The organism is Mycobacterium simiae (genome assembly GCF_008370645.1).
In the GTDB taxonomy this organism is placed as follows: Bacteria; Actinomycetota; Actinomycetes; order Mycobacteriales; family Mycobacteriaceae; genus Mycobacterium; species Mycobacterium simiae_A.
Genome location: NZ_VTZN01000028.1, coordinates 1 through 18,791, shown reverse-complemented (window position 1 = coordinate 18,791; position 18,791 = coordinate 1). Strand labels below are relative to the sequence as shown.

The window sequence follows — 18,791 nt, the reverse complement described above, 5'->3', positions numbered from 1 at the left end:
ATTTGCCTCGCCTCACGACTAAATTGTTGTGGTTGACGTCTGTTTTCAGTTTTGCACCCAATACTAAAGCAGTATGCCGGGTTGGCATCCGGCTCGCATTTTATGTTTGAAAATGTTGTCGCACAGCTTTTTTGGTAACGGCGTTGTTAAACTCGGCTATGTGTTTTCCACTCGCCGTACGGCAGCGTGTCCAGTACCGTCTTCACCCCTACCTGCACCAGCTGCGGTGTTGCCGGGCAGATAGCGAGCCACGCCTCGCCGGAGCCGGCCGTTCGCGCCTGCTGGTAGAGCGCGATGCGCCCACCCGATCCGTCCTTCAACGACAGCACCGAGGCGCTTGGGCCCTTGGCGTCGTCGCGGTACTGGCGCGCGTAGACGGCGACCTCGGCTGCGGGATCTGATAGTGCTTGCCCGAGCGCCGCCACCGTGGAAGCGCTAATGCCCATTCGCCGCAGATCTCCACCCGAGAAGACGTTGAAGCCCGACTCCTGCCACGACTTCGTTGCTTCCAACATTTCCTCTAGTGGCACATTGACCGCATTGATAGCGGCCGGGTCGGCGTGGTGAATCGACTCCAGACCATCTATCACCAATGCCGCAATCGACGCACTATCGGTCACCGAGACGTCATCGACAGTGATGTCGTTGCCCACCCTGACCGCGGACACCCAGTGCTGGCCGCGGCGGGCCAAAACCACCCGAAATTCGTTGTCGGGGATGTCGCGGGAACCCGGCGGTTGGTTCTCGTCGTCGACTACCCCGTACAGCAGCTTGCCCCGCGAGAGTAAGGCGACCACTTCCAGGTCGGGCGCGGCCAGCACTCTCATTCTGGCAGCGACTTGTTCGTTGACCGCGTCACCCACGACGATGCCCTGCTCGCGCATGACCGCCATACCCGGATGCTCATTCAGCCAGTCGTTCGAGTCGGTGGATACGTATGGCCGGCACCGCAGCTCGGGCGCAACGTGCCGGATATCCAGCAGCGCCTGCAGCATCCAGAAGCCGTCCACATTGACGGTGATATCGGTGCGCGTACTCTGTTGATCCATCCCTACCTCAGACGTCCCTCAGTGGTCTCTAGTGGTGTCTAGCGCTAACTGACTGCAGGACAGGGCAGCACACCGGGTTTGTTGGTGTGCTGCCGCGCCTGAAGTTCGGTTTTAGGCCCAGCTGGAGCCGACGGCGCTGTCGGTCTGCGCCATGTTGCTGCCCGCAGCTTGGACCTTTTGGCCATGGGCGTTGGCTTGTTCGTAGATCACCTGGCCCCGGCCCAAAAGTCACCGGCAGCCAGCACATCGGGCACGATGGCCTGGTGCTTGGCCTCCAGCGAGGCAGCCTGAGCGCGGATGGTGGCGCCGTGGGCGTCCACAGCACCGAACTGATGATTAATGGTCATACTCGTGTTCTCCTAACCTCAGAAAGCGTACGCAGCTGTTGGCTTGCGCGCTAGCTGCTAAGGATCTGCTGGGAGGTCAGCTCTTGCTGCTCGTAGTTGGTGCCGTCACGAATCGACCCGTCACGCACCTCGTGCAGCATGTTGACAATGTTGCGAAACGCCTGGTGCAGCTGGCCCATGGTGTCCAGCGAGGTCGCCTCGGCCAAACCACTTCGGCCCGCACCGGAAATGTGCTGCGAGAACCCCCACATCTGGCGCGCCTCGTCCTCCACGATCTGGGCATGCGTCTCGAACCACCCAGCCATAGCCCGCATCTCGTGCGGATCGGTCATAGATCGTGAAGCCACCTGAATTTCTCCTTACAGGCCGGACCATCTGTGTCATGGTCGTGATGGTCGATCGGCTACGCGCGCGTAAGCTCCAACCGGGAAACCTACGGATGATCCCCCTTCCGCCAGCCGACGGCCATCGGATGTTGCGTACGGCATCATCGACGCTGAACCTCGGACCTCAGAGTCGAGATCGACGAAAGTAGCCAAAGTAGCCCTAGCGATACAGATAGCTGTCTCGGTACTGTAGGCAATCCCCGAAAGCGCCCACCGGTTACGGCTCACCATCGAACTCACGTCCGCAACCGATCCGCCCCGGTCCACCACTGCGGGCGCGTCAGCCGGCAGCCGCGGCATTCGCGGCCTCGGTGGCCGCATATGAACCGGAACTGGTTGCCAAAGTGTTAACGAACATCTCGTGGATCGCCGCCGCTTGCGCGCTGACAGCTTGGTACATCTGCGCATGCGCGGCGAACTGTGCCGCGGTCAACGCCGATACCTCATCGGCGGCCGCGGGTACTACCCCTGTCGTCGGGGCGGCTGCGGCGGCATTCTGAGCACTCATCGTGCTGCCGATACCCTGTAGGTTGGCTGCTGCAGCCGCCAGAGCTTCCGGCTGTGTGGTCACGAACGACATGCTGTTGTCCTCCCTCGATTATCCCTGGCACCGCCCTAGTGCAAGAGAGTAGATGACCGCGCGGCGCCACGTTGCTTCCGACGCCGCCATTTCGCAACTGTTCACGTGTTGGCACGGCGAATTCACCTGCAGTAACGACACAGTAACAGTGGTCAGGCGATTTTGGCGCCGGCTCAGCAAACTCACAGAGAAAAGCGGGCGAGACCAGCTGTCGCGAGTGCTCGAACTGTGCTAGCAAGCGTTTTCCTGGTGTAGTCGATTCAGGGTAGAGCCCGCCGCGCCCGACAGCGTAACCCACCGGTCGAGAAGTACTAACGTTGTAAGCGGCCAAGGCAGTCCTGAGTCGGGACGTTCTAGTCGATTGCGTCGGTCTCGTCGAGCCGGAGTGCCATCTCGGGGCAGGCGGCGACGCCGTCGCGCGTCAACTGTTCGTCCTCGGGCTGCACGACGTGTTCTTCGAGGATCGAGTAGCCAGAGTCGTCGATGGGGAACAGTTGCGGATCGACGGCGAAACACTGCGCGTGTCCCACGCACCTCGACTGCTCGAGACGAACCTTCATGGGATTTCCTCCTCGATCACACCAGGAGTGCGTGCGCGATCTATCGACACAACTGCGAAAAGGCTAGCCGAACCCGGTAACCACTGGCGAAGAAGCGCGCGTGCCGTGCCCGGATTGGTCCATGGTTGCCCCGCATGCGATATTGGGCAGTGTCACCAGGGCCTGGCTGCCTCGGCGACCAGTAATCGGGACAACGTGCAACAGCAGAAGAGTCAAGCGCATGAGCAGTATCGGCGGCAGCCAGACCGGCACGTTTCACTTACCGCGCCTGGAATATTCGACGCTGCCGATGGCCACCGACAGAGGACTTGGATGGAAAACCCTGCGAGACGCCGGTCCTGTGGTGTTCATGAACGGCTGGTACTACCTGACGCGGCGCGAGGACGTGCTCGCAGCACTGCGCAATCCCAAGGCGTTCTCGTCGCGGGAGGCGCTCCAACCTCCGGATAACCCGTTGCCGGTCGTACCGCTTGCGTTCGACCCGCCGGAGCACACGCGGTATCGCCAGATCCTGCAGCCATTCTTCAGTCCGGCTGCCCTGGCGAAGGTGCGGCCGGCCCTGCTGAGCCACACGGTCGCGATGATCGAGGCCATCGCGCCCCGGGGTGAGTGCGAAGTGATGGCAGACCTCGCGAACCTGTTCCCGTTTCAACTCTTCCTGGTGCTCTATGGCCTATCGCTGGACGATCGCGACCGACTGATTGCCTGGAAAGACGCCGTAATCGCGATGTCGGATCGGCCTTATCCGACTGAGGCTGATCTCGCTGCGGCCCGCGGGCTGTTCGAATACCTCACCCAAGTGGTCATCGAACGCAAGCAGAACCCGGGCCCTGACGTCTTGTCGCAAGTGCTCATCGGTGATGATCCACTCAGTGAGATCGAGGTATTGGGGCTCAGTCACCTGTTGATCCTCGCCGGGCTGGACACGGTGTCAGCCGCGGTGGGCTATTGCCTTTTCGAACTTGCTCGCCGGCCGCAGCTGCGCACCATGCTTCGCGACGACCCCAAGCAGATTAGGGTCTTTATTGAGGAAATCGTCCGGCTTGAGCCATCTGCGCCGGTGGCGCCGCGAGTTACCACCCAGATCGTCCACGTTGGCGGCATGACCCTACCCGCCGGCTCACGGGTGCGACTGTGCATGGCCGCGGTGAACCGCGACGGCACCGACGCCATATCTACCGATGAGTTGGTAATGGACGGCAAAGTGCATCGACACTGGGGATTCGGCGGCGGACCACACCGTTGCCTGGGATCTCATCTGGCACGTCTGGAACTGACCATGCTGGTCGGGGAATGGCTCACCAGAATCCCCGACTTCGACCTGGTTCCGGGCTATACGCCCGAGATTCATTTCCCGTCAAAGTCGTTTGCTCTCAAGGCACTGCCGCTGCGCTGGAGCTGACCCAGCCAACCCCAGCTCAGCGCCAACGGCTTACCGTCGCCAATCGGTGGCAGCCACCTGGACAAACACGCCTGTGTCCTCGGCCATCAGCAGGCCTCGGCCCCGAGGCAATGGGCCACCCTTCATCTTGCCGCGGATGAAGCCCTCGTCCGGATCGGCGTCCATCACCAGCAGCGGCGCATTGGCTTGGTGCAGTGCCCGCAACATCGGGTCACTGCCAGCCGAAGACCAGCCACCGAAGGACCGAGTGACGATTACGTGCAAACCGACGTCGCCGGCCCGGTTCACGAACGAAACCACCTTGTGCAGCGGCGAATCGAAGCCCGGCGGCAGTTGCTGGATGTCGTCGATGATCAGGAAGATCTCCGGACCGCTCCACCACGAGCGCGACAACAACTCTTCGGCGGACAAGCCGGGCGGAGGCTCCCGGCCTGCCAGGGTGGCGGTCAACTCGCCCATCATCGCAACTACGCCGTCGAGGTTGTAGGCGAACTTCTCCACATAGTCCGAACCGAGGGCGGTCAGCAGCTGGCGACGTGGGTCGACCAGCCAGACCTGAGCGGAGTGCCGTCCGGGCGGAGGCGGCGGGGCACTGGTGGCCCCCGGTGCGTAGAGCCGTCCGATTTCGGACATGATCGTTGCCAGCGTCGTGGTTCGTCCACATTCGCGTCGACCAGTCACCATCAAGTGCGAGTTCTCGGCGAAGTTGAGATAGACAGGCTGCAGATCCAATTCGGATATCGCCCAGGCGATACCGCCGGCGCCCACGCCCTTGCGAGCGTCTCGCGCGGCCAGCTCCCGCACCTGGTCCACGCCGAATGTTGCCGGCAGCCGGCGCACTGGCGGGGCTTGGGCGGTTGTCATTCGGCTCACCGCCGCGACCACGCTGTCGGACTCGAAAACGCTGTTGGGCGTGCTGCCCAACGCCGGCCGGGCCACCAGTGTGTGCAGGCCCGCCTGCGGGTCGCTGTCGAGCCGGACGTAGTTGACTGCCACCATGCCGCGGCCGGGCTTAACCGGAACGTCTTTGGCAAACCGGGAACGCACCAACTTGGCGTCCTCCACTGCGGCCAATCGCAGCTCGACTCGGGAACCGAAACCACTACGCACCGGCGGCCGCAGCTCCGATTCGCGATCGGCCGTGACCACCACGTGCACCCCGAACGAGGGTCCCTGGTTGATGATTACGTTGACCTGCTCGATCAACACCTCGTTTTCCTCAGCCAACGCCCGGTAGTTGTCGATCACCAGGTAGACATCACCGAAGCCGTCGTTGGGGACCGGGCCGGTCTCTCCGGCGAATTTGCGGCGCCGGAACATCTCCATCGAGGCGATTCCGCATTCCAGGAAGCTCCGTTTGCGTTCGCGCACCAGCGCCAGCAGCTCGGCCACCGTCCGGCGCACCCCGTACGGATCTGTGGGACCTGCGACTTCGCCCACGTGGGGCAACCGGGCCACCGTGGTCAATGCGGTGCTGCTGTAGGCCAGGCAGTAGAACTGAACTTGCTCCGGTGTATGGGTCAGCGCCGCCGAGCAGATCAGCGTCTGCAGCGCAGTGGTCTTGCCTGAACCGCCAGCGCCCAAGATCAAGACGTTGGAGCCGGGCCCTGAGGTATCGACCGTCCACGGCGGTTGGTCGTGCTTGAACGGCCGGTCTATGATCCCGATCGGGAACACCAGATTCCGCGCTGTACCGTAGTCCTTCTGCCACGGGTGGCCGAGCAATCGGTTGACCAGGTCGTCGATTGCTACCGGTACGGTCAGCGGCGGCTGCCACAGCCGGTAGGGCTCGAACTTGATCTTGCGCAGCTGATCGATGATCACCGTACCCACTTTGGGGGTTCGGACGGCTTCGTCTTCCTCGTCGGTCTCTCCCCCAGCTTCGATCACCTCGCCGTTTGCGTGCGCGACCACCGCGTCGATCTGCGGCCCACCCACGCTTACCTCGAGTGGCGTGAAAGAGTTGGTAAATAGTTGCGGGCGAATGTAATCGATGCTGTGCACCAGCGCCGGCGCTTCCTCGCCGTCGATGGTGCCGCCGACAGCGTAGTAGTCCCGCCATAGGAACTCGGCCTGGAACCTAGTGATGTCCTCAAGACTGCGCCGGAAGTAGCCCAGGCCGGCCTGCGCCGGCAGGTTCACCGCGTTCGGGACACCGGCTGCCTGCGCCGCCCCGGCAGTGCGCGCCTTCAGCACCAACCGATAGCCCATGTTCTCCATGAGCTTTTCGGCCCGGCTTTCAATGGTCTGCGACGCCATCATCAGGTGGATCCAGTACGCACGGCCCTGCCGGCCGATCGAGTCCAGGACGTCGACCGCGGTTGGCATGATCCGGAACCACTCGTAGAACTCGTCGATGACCACCACGAGCATCGGCAACGGCGGCATGTCCTGGCCGCGGGCCCGCATCCGAGTGCGCACCGAGTTGTACTCCTTGGCGTCATCGACACCGGCGCCGTCACACACTGCCTTGCGGCGCGCGATCTCGCCCCACAACGCGTCCAGGAACCGTTCCATCAAAGCCTGGTCTTCTTCTAGGTCGGTGATGATTCGCGAGACGTGGGGCACCCCAGCGAAGGGCTTCACCGCCGAACCGCCCTTGAGGTCGGCCAAAACGAACTGCAATTCCTCCGGCGGATGGCCGAGCATCAACGACTCGATCACGGTCCGCACCAGCGTTGACTTACCCGAACCGGTCGTCCCGGACATGACACCGTGCGGGCCGTCGCCGCCTTCGTCGAGCGACTTCATGTCCAAGAAAAGCAGCTCACCGTTGTCGGAACGGATACCGAACGGTGCCCGCAGCCGCGACCGGCCCATTGTGTCGGTGCGGTTGCCCCACAGCGAGTCGAAGTCGATGTTGCCGGGGTCGTCGACTCCGTAGTACGACAAGATGTCTCGGGCACCGATGTGGGCCACCCGCTGACCTATCTCTTCGTATGCCTCGGCGAGCCGCCACTGCGCCAACTTCTGGGCGAATTCTTCCGCTTCAGAGAGGCTGATGTGGTCGCTGAGAGCAAAGAACCAGGCCTTGTCGTCGATCACCATCCAGGTGTCGCGGTCGCGAGGGAGTGCCTCGATCACGCCCTTGGCGTCGAACTCCAATTTCCGCTCGGGGACTTCGGTCCACATCGACGAGCCGGTCAGGTCGAAGAAGGTCACCCCGTCAACGCCCTCGGCGCTGATCACGTACTCCCACTGCGGATCGTCAACGTCGGCGATGATCACCGTGTGCGGCGTTGGCGTCTGTGCTGAGGAGCTGGCGTGTCGGGGTGTGAATGATCCACGGCCGGCAAACAATTCGGCTTGCTCGGCGGCGAACTCGCGAACCGAGCTGTACACCATGCGGGCGTTGCCGGCTGCGTCGTGACGTCGTGAGTCGCCGAAATGCGGAAACCACTTCACCCACTCCCATTCGTCTAGATCGGAACTGACGACGATGAACTGCACGTGATCAGGCCCATGGGAAAACGTCAGCTGGCAGATGATTGCGCGCATTAAGCCCAGCGCCTGTTCCCGGGTCCCGACGAGGGCGTACCACGGCTCAACCAGGAGGGAGATCATCTTCGGCAGGTTGTAGACGACGCTCTGATAGCGCCCAAACTCCTGCAGCGCCTTCCCCGTCACCGGCTCGAGCTCGATGTCGGTCGGCATGTTCTGTGGCTCGCCCCAGGTTACCTCGGGGCGCGTCATGCCGACGCCGACGCGCACCACCCCGAAGTTGAGGTCCTTGCCGTCGGGTTTGCGCTCCCACATCCGGGGTGATCCCACGGCCGCCGCCAAGGTGGTAGGCGCCGGGTGGAACCATCGGTAGTTGAAGTCCATGCTGTCGGCCGACTCCTGAGCCGTCTCACGCAGCATGTCCAGCATCAACATGAACTGAGCGCGCATCGCGTCCAGTTTGGGACGACTCATCTGCTGCTGGCCGCCGAAGCGGCCGCCGAACATCATCATCATCATCCCGCCGACCATGAAGATCGGGAAAATCGAGCCGACCCCCCCGAACACATGGGATCCGCTGGCGAAGGTCATGGCTACCATTCCGCCCAGCAGGCCGATTACCACGACGCCGACCACGATCAGCCACCAAGGCTTGCCTTCTGGGGGTGGAATGCTCAGCGGCGTTGGTAGGACGATGTTCTCCGGCTTGATGACCGGAGGCTTCTCCGGGGTAGGCCTGGCAAAACCACGTTTCACTTGGGTACCACCAACTCTGCAGGGGTCATGTCCATGGGCAGGGTGTCGTGCTCGACGAGAGCATCGGCTCGTGACAGCGTGGGTCCCTGCGGCAACAAGCGCAGCGCCACCCACGGCGCCATGCTTGGGGTCAAGGTCAGCCCCAGCGCCTCGCGCGCTTCCTTCGAATCGTCCACGCCGAACCTAGCGCCCGCATCGGTGATCCACCACAGCGACTCGGCGGTCTGGGCGGCAGGATTGTTGCCGGTGACGGCCACAAAGTTGGCGTAGTCGGGGCCGAAGTAGACCTGGTCGGCTTCACGGCCGGTCATATCGGCCTTCACCAGGTCCACCACCCTGCGCATATCGTGCGGCGCAACCGGAATGGTGGGCCCGGAGATGACCTGCACGCGGGCCCGGTTCTCACCCTTGGTTCGTTCCCACCACCAGCAGGTAGAGGGATTATCCCGGATATCGAGCACATTAAGCGGGTCGTCCGGATACGCGGACAAATCCAGCCGGTTGACCACTGGCATCTTGGCCAATGCCGAGGGCTCCACCGTCACCGGTTTGGTGTTTCCCGGCCGACCGGCGTTTTGCAAGATCTGGGCCACCAAGGGGGGAAGTGTTTGCACGCCGTCCACCAAGACCAGCGAATATTGTTGCGGCCCACTAATTTGCGGTGTGACGATGACCGTCCCGACCGGGCCCGGAGCAGCGGGGAACGTCGCCGGAGCGCCTACGTTAGGGACGTCGGGCACGAGCAGTTCGGGCCCCACCGGCAGGGCATCGTAGAGCGCATGGCTCATCGGTCGCGCTTGACTAACCTGTTCTGGCGTCAGCCCCAGTGGCAGCAGCACCGAGCGGTTGGTGGCGTCGATGCGGGACCGGCGCCCCTCGCGGATCACCCAGGCGTCTCCGCCGTAGCTGAGCACCACTGCGTCGGAGCCCTTCAAGACTCGACGGTGGCCCGAGAGGTCGGGGGTGCCGTCGATGACAGTTACCGTGACGCCTTGCGGTGATCCGAGACCCGATGAGGTCGCGGCGGTGTCACATACCAGCCACGAGGACGCCGGCGGATTCTTCGGGGAGAACTGGGACGGCGCACCCGGGATACCCACCAGGGGACCGTGCGGAAGGCTGGCTATCTGGCTTCCTCGAACCAGATGCGGGTTGTCTGGCCGCCCGGTGATCAACCGAGCCGAGGCCAAGTTCAGTGCCGGATATAGCCGGTCCCCTACCCGTACGAAAAGTGCGCCGGAGTCTCGATCCGCGATGATCGGCGAATCGTTCAGCTGGCCGGAGGGACTGATGAACGACCACAGCAGGGCACCAAGACAGATCACCAGGGCGGCTGACACCGAGGCAACCACCGCCAGCGTCTGACGCCGGCCCGGTTCGATCTCCATGCGAACCCGCCAGCGCGTCAAAGCCATCGCGGTTCGGCGGGCCAGGAACTGATAGCCCGTTACCTGGGTCCGCGTTGACAATCCAAGGCCGTACCCCGACCCCCGTTGTCCGCGGCTCTCTTCAGCCACGTTAGATCACCTTCCGGTCTGTTCAGAACGCCTGGGAATTGCCCTGGATATTTGGCGAATCGCAGAACACACCGATAACCGTAGGGCATTAAAACAGACCTCGCCATGCGGCGTCGACCGCACTGGATCCCCCAAGGACTCGTCGTGTCTTCTTGGCATGGTAGCGACCAATCGCCGAGTCGGCGCGTCGAATCGTTCACCCTCGGCTCGAGGGCGCTGACCTGCTAGGCAACGACGCCGTCCGGCATGTTCTGGGATAAGCCAACTCGCCCCGCGTTCCGCACACACGGGTTTAGCACGCAAGATGGGCGCCATGACTGAGCTCGCGCCCTCGCTGGTCGAACTTGCCCGCCGATTTGGCATTGCCACTCAATACCGGGACTGGAAAGACCAGCACGTGCTCGTCTCGGAAGCCACGCTGGTGGCGGTTCTGGCTGCTTTCGGCGTTGCCGCGGGCACGGAGCAGGAGCGCAATACGGCCCTGGCTACCCAACTCCGGTCATATTGGGCGCGTGGGATGCCGCCCGCCATCGTCGCGCGAGCTGGCGTGCCGGCGCGTTTTTGGGTGCATGTCACTCATGGAGCTCCCGCTGACGTGTGGTTGCAGCTGGAGGACGGTACGGTGCGCGGCGGAGTACATCAGATCGACAATTTCGCCCCGCCGTTCGATCTGGATGGACGCTGGATCGGCGAAGCCAGCTTCATGCTGCCCACGGACCTGCCGCTCGGCTACCACCGCGTACATCTACGGTCCGGCGACGCCGAGACCAGCACGGCCCTCATCGTCACCCCGGATTGGCTTGGTCTGCCTGAAACACTCGGCGCCCGTCGAGCCTGGGGCCTGGTCACCCAGCTTTATAGTGTGCGGTCACGTCAGTCATGGGGGGTCGGCGACCTCGGCGACTTGGCTGACCTGGCGGTGTGGTCGGCCTACCGCCACGGCGCCGACTACGTGCTGGTCAATCCGCTGCACGCCGCGACACCGACAGCACCGATGGAGCCGTCGCCCTACTTGCCGACATCACGTCGCTTTTTCAACCCGCTCTATCTTCGGGTGGAGGCCGTTGCGGAGTTTGTCGGCCTACCCAAGCGCGGGCGGGTTCGACAGCTGCGCGCGGAGGTGCAGCGCCGGGCTGACCAGCGCGACACCATTGACCGGGACAGCGCGTGGACGGCCAAGCGTGCGGCGTTGGAATTGGTTTACCGGTTGCCGCGGACAGCGGGGCGCGAATTGGCCTACGCCGCTTTCCGGTCCCGGGAAGGACGCGCTTTGGATGACTTCGCCACCTGGTCGGCGTTGGCTGAGACATATGGCGGCGACTGGCGCCGGTGGCCCACATCGCTGCGGCGTCCGGACGCGCCAGGGGTTGCCGACTTCGCCGAGAAACATGCCGACGCCGTCGACTTCCACCGCTGGTTGCAGTGGCAACTCGACGAGCAGCTGGCGGCCGCGCAGTCGCAGGCGACTCGAGCCGGGATGTCGCTGGGCATCATGCACGACCTCGCAGTCGGCGTTCACCGGAACGGGGCCGACGCATGGGCTTTACAAGATGTGCTTGCACAGGGTGTCACCGCAGGCGCACCGCCGGATGAGTTCAATCAACTCGGTCAGGACTGGTCGCAGCCGCCTTGGCGGCCCGACCGCCTTGACGAGCAAGAGTATCGGCCGTTTCGAGCGCTCATCCGAGCGGTCTTGCGGCACGCCGGCGGGGTACGGATCGACCACATCATCGGGCTGTTCCGGCTGTGGTGGATCCCCGAGGGAGCAGTGCCCACGCAGGGCACCTATGTGCGCTACGACCATGAGGCGATGATCGGCATTGTCGCATTGGAAGCGCACCGCGCTGGAGCGGTCGTCGTCGGCGAGGATCTCGGCACCGTCGAACCGTGGGTGCGCGACTACTTATTGCTGCGTGGCCTGCTGGGCACCTCGATCCTGTGGTTTGAGCTGGATCGGGAGGGAAATGGCGATCCGTTGCCGGCCGAGCGCTGGCGCGAGTACTGCTTGTCGGCGGTAACCACTCACGACCTGCCGCCGACCGTTGGCTATCTGGCCGGCGATCATGTGCGGCTGCGGGAGGCACTGGGTTTGTTGACGCGGCCGGTGGATTGCGAGATCGAGGCGGACCGGGCCGGGCAGGCGGCGTGGATTGCGGAGTTACGTCGAGTAGGCCTGCTAGACGAGCGGGCCGAGGCCGATGCCGAACAAATCGTTGTCGCCCTCTACCGGTTCTTATGCCGGACACCGTCGCGCCTGTTGGGAGTAGCACTGACCGACGCGGTCGGTGACCGTCGGACGCAGAATCAACCGGGGACCACCGACGAGTACCCGAACTGGCGGGTTCCGCTGACCGGCCCCGACGGCAAGCCGGTGTTGCTTGAGGAAATCTTCACCAACCCAAGGGCGGCCAACTTGGTGCGTGCGGTTCGTGACCAACTGGCCTCCGCCGCTAGTTAGGGCTCGCCTGTTAGCTTCGGTTGCCATGGAGGTCCCTCTGAAAGTGGGAGTTGTCGCGCCGGTGGCCGGGGGGCTCACGGCGGACCCGGACTGGATGACCGCCTTCGCGCTGCACCTGGAAGCATGCGGCTTCGAATCGATCATCGTCGTCGAACACACTGTTCTCGTCACCGAATACGACAGCGTGTACCCGTACGACGGTTCTGGACGGGTTGGATTGCCCGCGGACTGTCCGATCCCCGACCCACTCGACCTGCTGGCGTTCCTCGCCGGCCGCACGGCGCGGCTCGGGCTGGCTACCGGGGTGTTGGTGCTGCCCAACCATCATCCGGTGGTGTTGGCCAAGCGGGCCGCTACCGTTGACTTCCTCTCCGGCGGCAGACTTCGGCTGTGCGTGGGCGTGGGATGGCTGAAAGAAGAACTCGAGGCGTGCGGGGCCGCGTTCGACAGCCGGGGACGTAGGGCCGACGAACAGTTGGCTGTGCTGCGGGCATTGTGGGCCGACCAGCCGTACGGAGCCTCCCACCGGGGCGAGTTCTTCAGCTTTGCCAACGTTATGTGTTACCCCAAACCCGTTGGACAACTTCCCCTTCACATCGGTGGGCATAGCCGGGCAGCTGCGCGCCGGGCCGGCCGCTTCGGCGTTGGCTTCCAGTCGCTCGGCGTGGCCGGGCCGCAGCTCGCAACGCTGATCGCGCTGATGCGTGAGGAGGCATTCTCAACCGGGCGTGATCCGGCACTGCTGGAGGTTTCGCGGGGCCACGCGGTGACCAAGATCGACAGCGAACGCGCAGCCCGCCTGATCGATCAAGGCGCCGACCGGATCGTGTTGGCCATGCCGTCGATCCCCGATATCGAGCAGGCCAAAGATGTCCTCTCCGCGTGCGCACAGCGGTTGGCGTTGGCCGCTTGACGTTCTCCGAGTTACCCCCACCTGTTCCGCTGACCGACCGGGCGGCATTAAGCGATTTGGTGCATCGGTACGCGGCCCATGTCGATGATCGTCAATTCAACTCCGCGGCAGCACTTTTCAGGCGGATCCCGCCTCTACCGCGGCCCTGCAATTTGATGAATTTCGGCTGGTCGTGCTCGGTGATAGTCCAACATCGCCAGCGCTGCTGTGCCGAATCCAGCTGCCGTATAGCCGGATTGCCAAAACCGGCTATATCCCTTTCCAGGCGGCGTCCAACTGAGTGGCCACGTCGATGACCTGCGCAGCTTGTGACTGCGGAGAGTCGATTTCTTCAGCGACGTAGAGCGCAATGAACCGCCGAATTTCACCGTCAACACCGGCCAGAATGCGCAAGACCTCGCCCCGGATCGACTTGGACGACACATTGACGGTGATGTCCGACGGGCGTGGTTTGGAGACATCGACAATCAGCAGCAGCGGATCGGCAGCCCGTGCGGTAGCGCGCAGCGCGATGTCCCCGGCAACCTTGAAGCGTTGCTTGTCGAGCCGCAGATCGAGCAGAAGATCGATCGACAAGGGGATGTGGATGACGAACGTAATGAGGTCGCCCAGCTTCCGAGTCACCCGCGGCTCGTTGATCTTGACGTTCGCGCTGACCTTAGCGATCCCTCCGGGGCCTTGGGCGATCGGTTCCATGGCGAATTCGCTGCCAGCGATTTCGGCGAACGCAGCCGCGACGCGTTCCGGGGTGACGGCAATCTCGAAGAATCTGCGGCCAAACTCTTCGTAGGTCAGGTGGTCGTGATTGTGCATAGGTTTATACCGTCTCATGTCAGCTGCGGTAACGGTTGCTGATCCGCTTCGCGTCGCAGGAAATTGACGGCAAAGACGGCTAAGACGGCCAGGGTAGCCAGCCGACGCGACGGATGGTGCGCGGTGTGATCCGCAACGTTCGCGCCGAGTTGTGAACAACGCCACAAGGAGCCGTTTTGATTCGTGTGTTGGGTGGCGGCCTGCCACGCTGGAGTACTTGGAGGTGTTTGGAGTCTCATGTGTGCCCACGAAAACCCTGCTGAGCGCCCGAAAGTAGCACGCATCGAGGGGCTGCTCAGCTGGCTCGGCGGCGGACACTGGGGTGAACTCGGTGAGCGCCACGAGCGGGCCACCCACGCCGTGGCCGGCACGGTCGTGGCATTCGGAACCGTGTTGGCTGGGCTCGTTGCGGACTTGGTCGCAAGCGAGTCGGCAGGCTGGCCCCGCTGGGCCGTCGTTGCAGTAGCCCTGGTCTTCGGCTTGCTGGTCGGCGCCGTGAGCCGCGAGACCGTCAGCGGACCTACCCGGACGTGGCCCGGTACGGCCGGACGTGCTGGGGTGGCTCTGGCTGTGGGCGTCGTCGTGGGCGAGCTCGCCGCGCTCGTTGCGTTTTCCAGTTCGATCGACCAGCGTCTGGACGAACGGGCGCTGCGTAGTGCCGATTCTGCGCCGTCCGTGGCACAGGCATCGGCATCGCTTCAGCAGTCGCGCGATACGCGCGCTGCCCTAGACAACGCGGTCGAACAGGCCCGCGGGCACCTGGACAAGGCGCTGGTGGTGGCGCGTTGCGAATACAATCCCACGCCGGGTTGCCCGCAGACCAGGATTACCGGGGTTCCCGGGCAGGGACCCGAAACACGAACGGCGAACCAGCTTCTCGCCGATGCACAGCGTGAACTAGACAGCGCATTGGCGGCTCGCGACCGGCAGGCGCCCGACATTGCCACCAGGGTCCAGCAGGACGAGCAGGCACTTACCGCGGCGCGCCGAGCAGTCGTCTCCGGTGCCGGCCATGGGCTTGCCGCCCGCTGGGTCACCATGAATGACCTGACGCTGGCCAGCACGGGTGGGTTTGTGCTGCGGATGCTAACCATTGCTTTCTTCGCGCTGGTGTATCTACTCCCGTTGATTCTGCGGCTATGGCGCGGTGAGACGACGCAGGATCGTCATGCGGCAGCACGCGCCCAGCGCGAACGTGCCGAGCTGGAAGCTGACACCGCCATCGCGATCAAACGTGCAGAGATTCGCAGCGCAGCCGAAATCATGTGGGCCGAGCATCAACTCACTCAGACCCGCCTGGCGATCGAGGCCCAAGCCGAGATCGACCGCGAGCAGCAGCGCCGTCGCGTCGTTGAAGCGCTAGAGGCTCCCGTGCGCGCTTCGTCGGAGCGTGCCTTCGAGCCAGTCGAGGAAGTGGAGGAAGATATGTATCTGCCTATCGCCGCCGAAGCGGAAGCGGCCAGCCGCGCTGTCGCCCAATTGCCTGCGGGGGCGCAAGACGCTTCCTCGGTGGCCCCAAACCATCTTCCGGCGCAGGTTGTGCCTGACGGCACCGGGGAAGCCCACGCAAACGACCGCGCGACGTCGCTGATCCCGTCCATTCCAGATGCCACCAAAGCTGCAGCGCGGTGGATTCGACCGCTGGTACCCCCGTTCGTTGCGCGGGTGATCGACAACACCACTCAGCCGTTACGTACGGCGCGTCAGGTGTTCGAAGAGGTCGAAGAAATCGCGTTTTCGTTCAAACGCACGCGAAAGGTGACTGTTAATTCCGAAAGCTCTAACAGCGCGGACAGCTCCAGCAGCAGAAACGACCTACCAGCGCTCCAGCCCCGGGTTGACGACGCCCCCGCCGACATCAACCGGGTCACATCGTCACGCGGTCGGGCCGATGACGAAGCGTATAGCAGAAACTACGATCAGCTAGGCGGCAGCGAGCAGCAGCGCACATTGCATCAGGTAGCTCCCACAGAGGTGGCGCTGTCGGTTGGATCCAGCGGGCGGCAGGGCCGGCGCGAGCTGGTCGAGCAGGACCGGCCGGCTGAGCTGCGCTCTGCGGAAGGCCCGCGCGAGCTGCCGCCCGGTAAGTAACCGCGCGGCTACTGCCAAGCTTTCGCACCAGTACCGTTCGGGTGGGGCGTATTATCCTGCCGACGAGTGGATCGGTGGAGGCAGCTGCGGTGCCGACCGTTCTTGTTGTCAGCTTTGCGACGGATTGGGACCAAGATAGGATCTCGTGAATTTCATGGCGCAGCAATCCAAGGGCGGCATCCCGTGTTGACCTACGCATCGTCGACCACGGTGTTAGGGGCCTCATGAAGGTCAGCCTGTTGCTCGCTGACGCAGCGCAGGCCGATCCCCAGTCGGGCAAAGTCCACGCTCTGGGGCTGGGTTGGCGACAATGCCAAACACCCACGCCTCCCTTTGCTTTGGTGCTGTTTTTGGACATCGACTGGGACGAGACCAACCGGCCGCACAGGCTGACGTGCCAATTGCTGACCACCGACGGTGATGCGGTGATAGTGGCGGGCGCGCAAGGGCCGCAGCGGTTGCTGTTTGAGGCCACAGCTGAGGCGGGCCGTATGCCTGGGGCCATTCCCGGCACTGCGGTTCGGATGCCGCTTGCCCTCAACATCCCGCCCGGAATCCCTTTGGAACCAGGAATTTACGAGTGGCGCGTGGAGGTCGAAGGCTACGAGATGGCTACCGCTGTGGAGCCATTTATCGTGTCCCTCGGGAACCTTCCATCCGCGTCATCGTAGGATTTCCGCTGTAATGCCTTGCGTTGCAGCGGCTCTTGTCGATCAGCGTAATGGGAACCGGGGGGCTTGGCATGAACGTCAGGGTGGATGTGGTCACCTGCGTTGTCCGTTCCGCGGCAACATCGAGGTAGGCGCACCGCGGTGATCACCATCGACTGGAAGCTCGGCCAGGTTCATCGAATGCGGCTATCGCGCCGGGTATTCCTCGCGCAACGCGTTTCGCCACGGTGGCGCCCTTGGCCTGAGCGATCCTCAGGAGGTCATATGCCCCGTATGTATTCGTCGTCCGATAGACCCGGCTACTGGAAACCGACTGCGTGCCACTAACGCCGCTATCTCACGGTCAATTCCAGATGTTCGAGACGGCGCACCAAAATGCTTGGCAACCATCGTCCGACATCGGTTGCCTCGATTATCGAAGTCCGGTCGACCAGGAGTCGTAAGACGATACGAGCCTCTAAGCGCGCCAGCGCGGCCCCGACGCAGAAGTGGGCGCCCTTGCCAAAACTGATGTGACCGTTGCCTCTTGCACGGTCGAGGCGAAACGCGCCTGGTGTCTCAAATTGGGCCGGATCGCGGTTGGCCGCTCCCCACAACAACAACAGGTGCGAATCAGCCGGGAGGTCGACGCCGGCCAGGCTGGTGGCGCTTCGCACATGCCGATAGTGGCCCCGGAAGGGGGCCTCGTAGCGCAACGTCTCCTCGATAAACGCACCGAGCAGCTCGGGGTTTTCTCGCACGCGTAGTTGGATATCCGGACGGTTGGCGAGCAACCACGCCGCGCTGCCGAGCAACGAGGCGGTGGACTCTCCCCCGGCTGCGAATAAGGTGACCATCATGATCTGGGCAGTGAGCGTGTCGATTTCCCCCGCTTCGCAAGCGACAGCAAGCTCACCGATTAAGTTGTCCTGCGGGTCGACGGCCGCCCGGCCAAGTTGCTCGAAGATGTAGCCGCTGAGTTCCATCACGGCGATGCCCGCAGCGGCGAGTTGTTCTTGGCTGACCAACCCTTCGAGTAGCTGGGTGGCCGCGTACCCCCACTTAACGAGCTGGGCGACGTCAGCGTCCGGGATGCCGATGAGCTCAGCCACAACCATCATCGGCAGGCGGTTGGCCATAGCGCCCATCCATTCGATGCGCCCGTCCTGCAGGCCGTCGAGTAATAGACGCTCTGCCGTATCGGCGACTAACTGCTCGAAGACACGAATCCGCTTGGCCGCCAAGTGGCGTACCAACAGCTTGCGGTGCCGCGCGTGGGCAGGATCATCGGCGGTGGCGAGTACGTGGGTGGGACCACCGAGCGAGTCCATATAAAACGGCTCGACGGTTCCTTCGGCTGTATATGTCATCGTGGCGGTCAGGTTCGAGGAGAACGTCTCGGGACGGCTCAGGACGTCATGGACGGCGTCCCAACCGCACACGGCATAGAACGCCGAGTCAACGATCCGGTGGACCGGGCCCACAACGTGCATCCGCTCATAGAGCGGGTACGGATCTTGCAGGGACTCGGTATCGAAGAGGGTGATGGCATCGGCTACGGCAGTCACCCGTCCAGCGTGACCGGGAGTCATCTGCACGTCAACGAGGTGACGCAAGTTGAAACTGCGGGGGGGCGACGCTACCTCGGACCGTCTCACCGCGCAGTTGTGACCTGCGTGGGCGGCGCGCATTACCGCCATCTACGTCTCAGCTTGAGATCCGTTCGGACAGAACTACACACGAGTCTCCCGCGCTCCAGGTGGTGCCGGAAACCGCCAGTCGACCTCGCAAACATCCCGTCCTCGTGCAGCGATTGCGACTTCGACGG

The 18,791-nt window shown here is 63.5% G+C and carries 13 protein-coding genes and 2 pseudogenes; 6 read left to right on the top strand and 9 right to left on the bottom strand.

All coding sequences use genetic code 11. From position 1 onward, the window contains the following. Window positions 1-146 precede the first annotated feature (146 nt). From F0Q45_RS07070 to F0Q45_RS07050, 5 genes and pseudogenes are all read right to left on the bottom strand, one after another. Window positions 147-1,049, bottom strand: coding sequence for an ESX secretion-associated protein EspG (locus F0Q45_RS07070; protein ID WP_149653266.1), 903 nt, complete (start codon window positions 1,047-1,049; stop codon window positions 147-149). Window positions 1,050-1,160: 111 nt separating this feature from the next. Beyond that, window positions 1,161-1,396 (bottom strand): annotated as a pseudogene (locus F0Q45_RS07065) (type VII secretion protein EsxI). A gap of 50 nt (window positions 1,397-1,446) precedes the next feature. Then, on the bottom strand, window positions 1,447-1,743 hold the full coding sequence (locus F0Q45_RS07060) for a WXG100 family type VII secretion target (RefSeq protein ID WP_149653265.1): 297 nt from the start codon (window positions 1,741-1,743) through the stop codon (window positions 1,447-1,449). 319 nt (window positions 1,744-2,062) lie between these two features. After that, window positions 2,063-2,362, bottom strand: coding sequence for a type VII secretion system ESX-5 target PE19 (locus F0Q45_RS07055; RefSeq protein WP_149653264.1), 300 nt, complete (start codon window positions 2,360-2,362; stop codon window positions 2,063-2,065). Between the two features lie 353 nt (window positions 2,363-2,715). Next, window positions 2,716-2,922 carry a ferredoxin gene (locus F0Q45_RS07050; RefSeq protein WP_149653263.1) on the bottom strand — a complete coding sequence of 69 codons (207 nt, stop codon included), beginning with the start codon at window positions 2,920-2,922 and terminating at the stop codon, window positions 2,716-2,718. Window positions 2,923-3,142: 220 nt separating this feature from the next. On the opposite strand from F0Q45_RS07050, the gene F0Q45_RS07045 reads away from it, so the two are divergent. Then, entirely contained in the window at window positions 3,143-4,324 is a 1,182-nt protein-coding gene (locus tag F0Q45_RS07045) for a cytochrome P450 (protein WP_149653262.1), read from the top strand. Window positions 4,325-4,354: 30 nt separating this feature from the next. Here F0Q45_RS07045 and eccCa read toward each other — a convergent pair whose 3' ends face one another. Both eccCa and eccB read right to left on the bottom strand, forming a co-directional pair. After that, a complete protein-coding gene (gene eccCa / locus F0Q45_RS07040) occupies window positions 4,355-8,521 on the bottom strand; it encodes a type VII secretion protein EccCa (RefSeq protein WP_149653261.1) in 4,167 nt (1,388 codons plus the stop codon). Next, window positions 8,518-10,038, bottom strand: coding sequence for a type VII secretion protein EccB (gene eccB, locus F0Q45_RS07035; protein ID WP_149653260.1), 1,521 nt, complete (start codon window positions 10,036-10,038; stop codon window positions 8,518-8,520). Before eccB ends, eccCa begins: the two co-directional genes overlap by 4 nt. Window positions 10,039-10,351: 313 nt before the next feature. Between eccB and malQ the strand changes: the two genes are divergently transcribed. From malQ to F0Q45_RS29085, 3 genes and pseudogenes are all read left to right on the top strand, one after another. Continuing rightward, entirely contained in the window at window positions 10,352-12,496 is a 2,145-nt protein-coding gene (gene malQ, locus F0Q45_RS07030) for a 4-alpha-glucanotransferase (protein WP_149653259.1), read from the top strand. A gap of 37 nt (window positions 12,497-12,533) precedes the next feature. Beyond that, complete coding sequence (locus F0Q45_RS07025) at window positions 12,534-13,409, top strand: LLM class F420-dependent oxidoreductase (protein WP_149653281.1); 876 nt, start codon at window positions 12,534-12,536, stop codon at window positions 13,407-13,409. 29 nt (window positions 13,410-13,438) lie between these two features. Further along, window positions 13,439-13,528, top strand: a pseudogene (locus tag F0Q45_RS29085) (nuclear transport factor 2 family protein); the annotation flags it as partial. A 130-nt stretch (window positions 13,529-13,658) separates the two neighbouring features. On the opposite strand, the gene F0Q45_RS07015 reads toward F0Q45_RS29085, so the two are convergent. Beyond that, on the bottom strand, window positions 13,659-14,222 hold the full coding sequence (locus tag F0Q45_RS07015; protein WP_149653258.1) for a hypothetical protein: 564 nt from the start codon (window positions 14,220-14,222) through the stop codon (window positions 13,659-13,661). A gap of 237 nt (window positions 14,223-14,459) precedes the next feature. Between F0Q45_RS07015 and F0Q45_RS07010 the strand changes: the two genes are divergently transcribed. Both F0Q45_RS07010 and F0Q45_RS07005 read left to right on the top strand, forming a co-directional pair. Next, a complete protein-coding gene (locus F0Q45_RS07010) occupies window positions 14,460-16,313 on the top strand; it encodes a DUF4407 domain-containing protein (RefSeq protein ID WP_149653257.1) in 1,854 nt (617 codons plus the stop codon). A 224-nt stretch (window positions 16,314-16,537) separates the two neighbouring features. After that, window positions 16,538-16,984 (top strand): DUF6941 family protein, encoded by a 447-nt coding sequence (locus tag F0Q45_RS07005; protein WP_149653256.1) that lies wholly within the window; start codon window positions 16,538-16,540, stop codon window positions 16,982-16,984. A gap of 332 nt (window positions 16,985-17,316) precedes the next feature. Here F0Q45_RS07005 and F0Q45_RS07000 read toward each other — a convergent pair whose 3' ends face one another. Next, the gene (locus tag F0Q45_RS07000) at window positions 17,317-18,555 is read right to left on the bottom strand and encodes a cytochrome P450 (protein WP_306439427.1); all 1,239 of its coding nucleotides are present in this window, start codon (window positions 18,553-18,555) and stop codon (window positions 17,317-17,319) included. Between the last annotated feature and the right edge of the window lie 236 nt (window positions 18,556-18,791).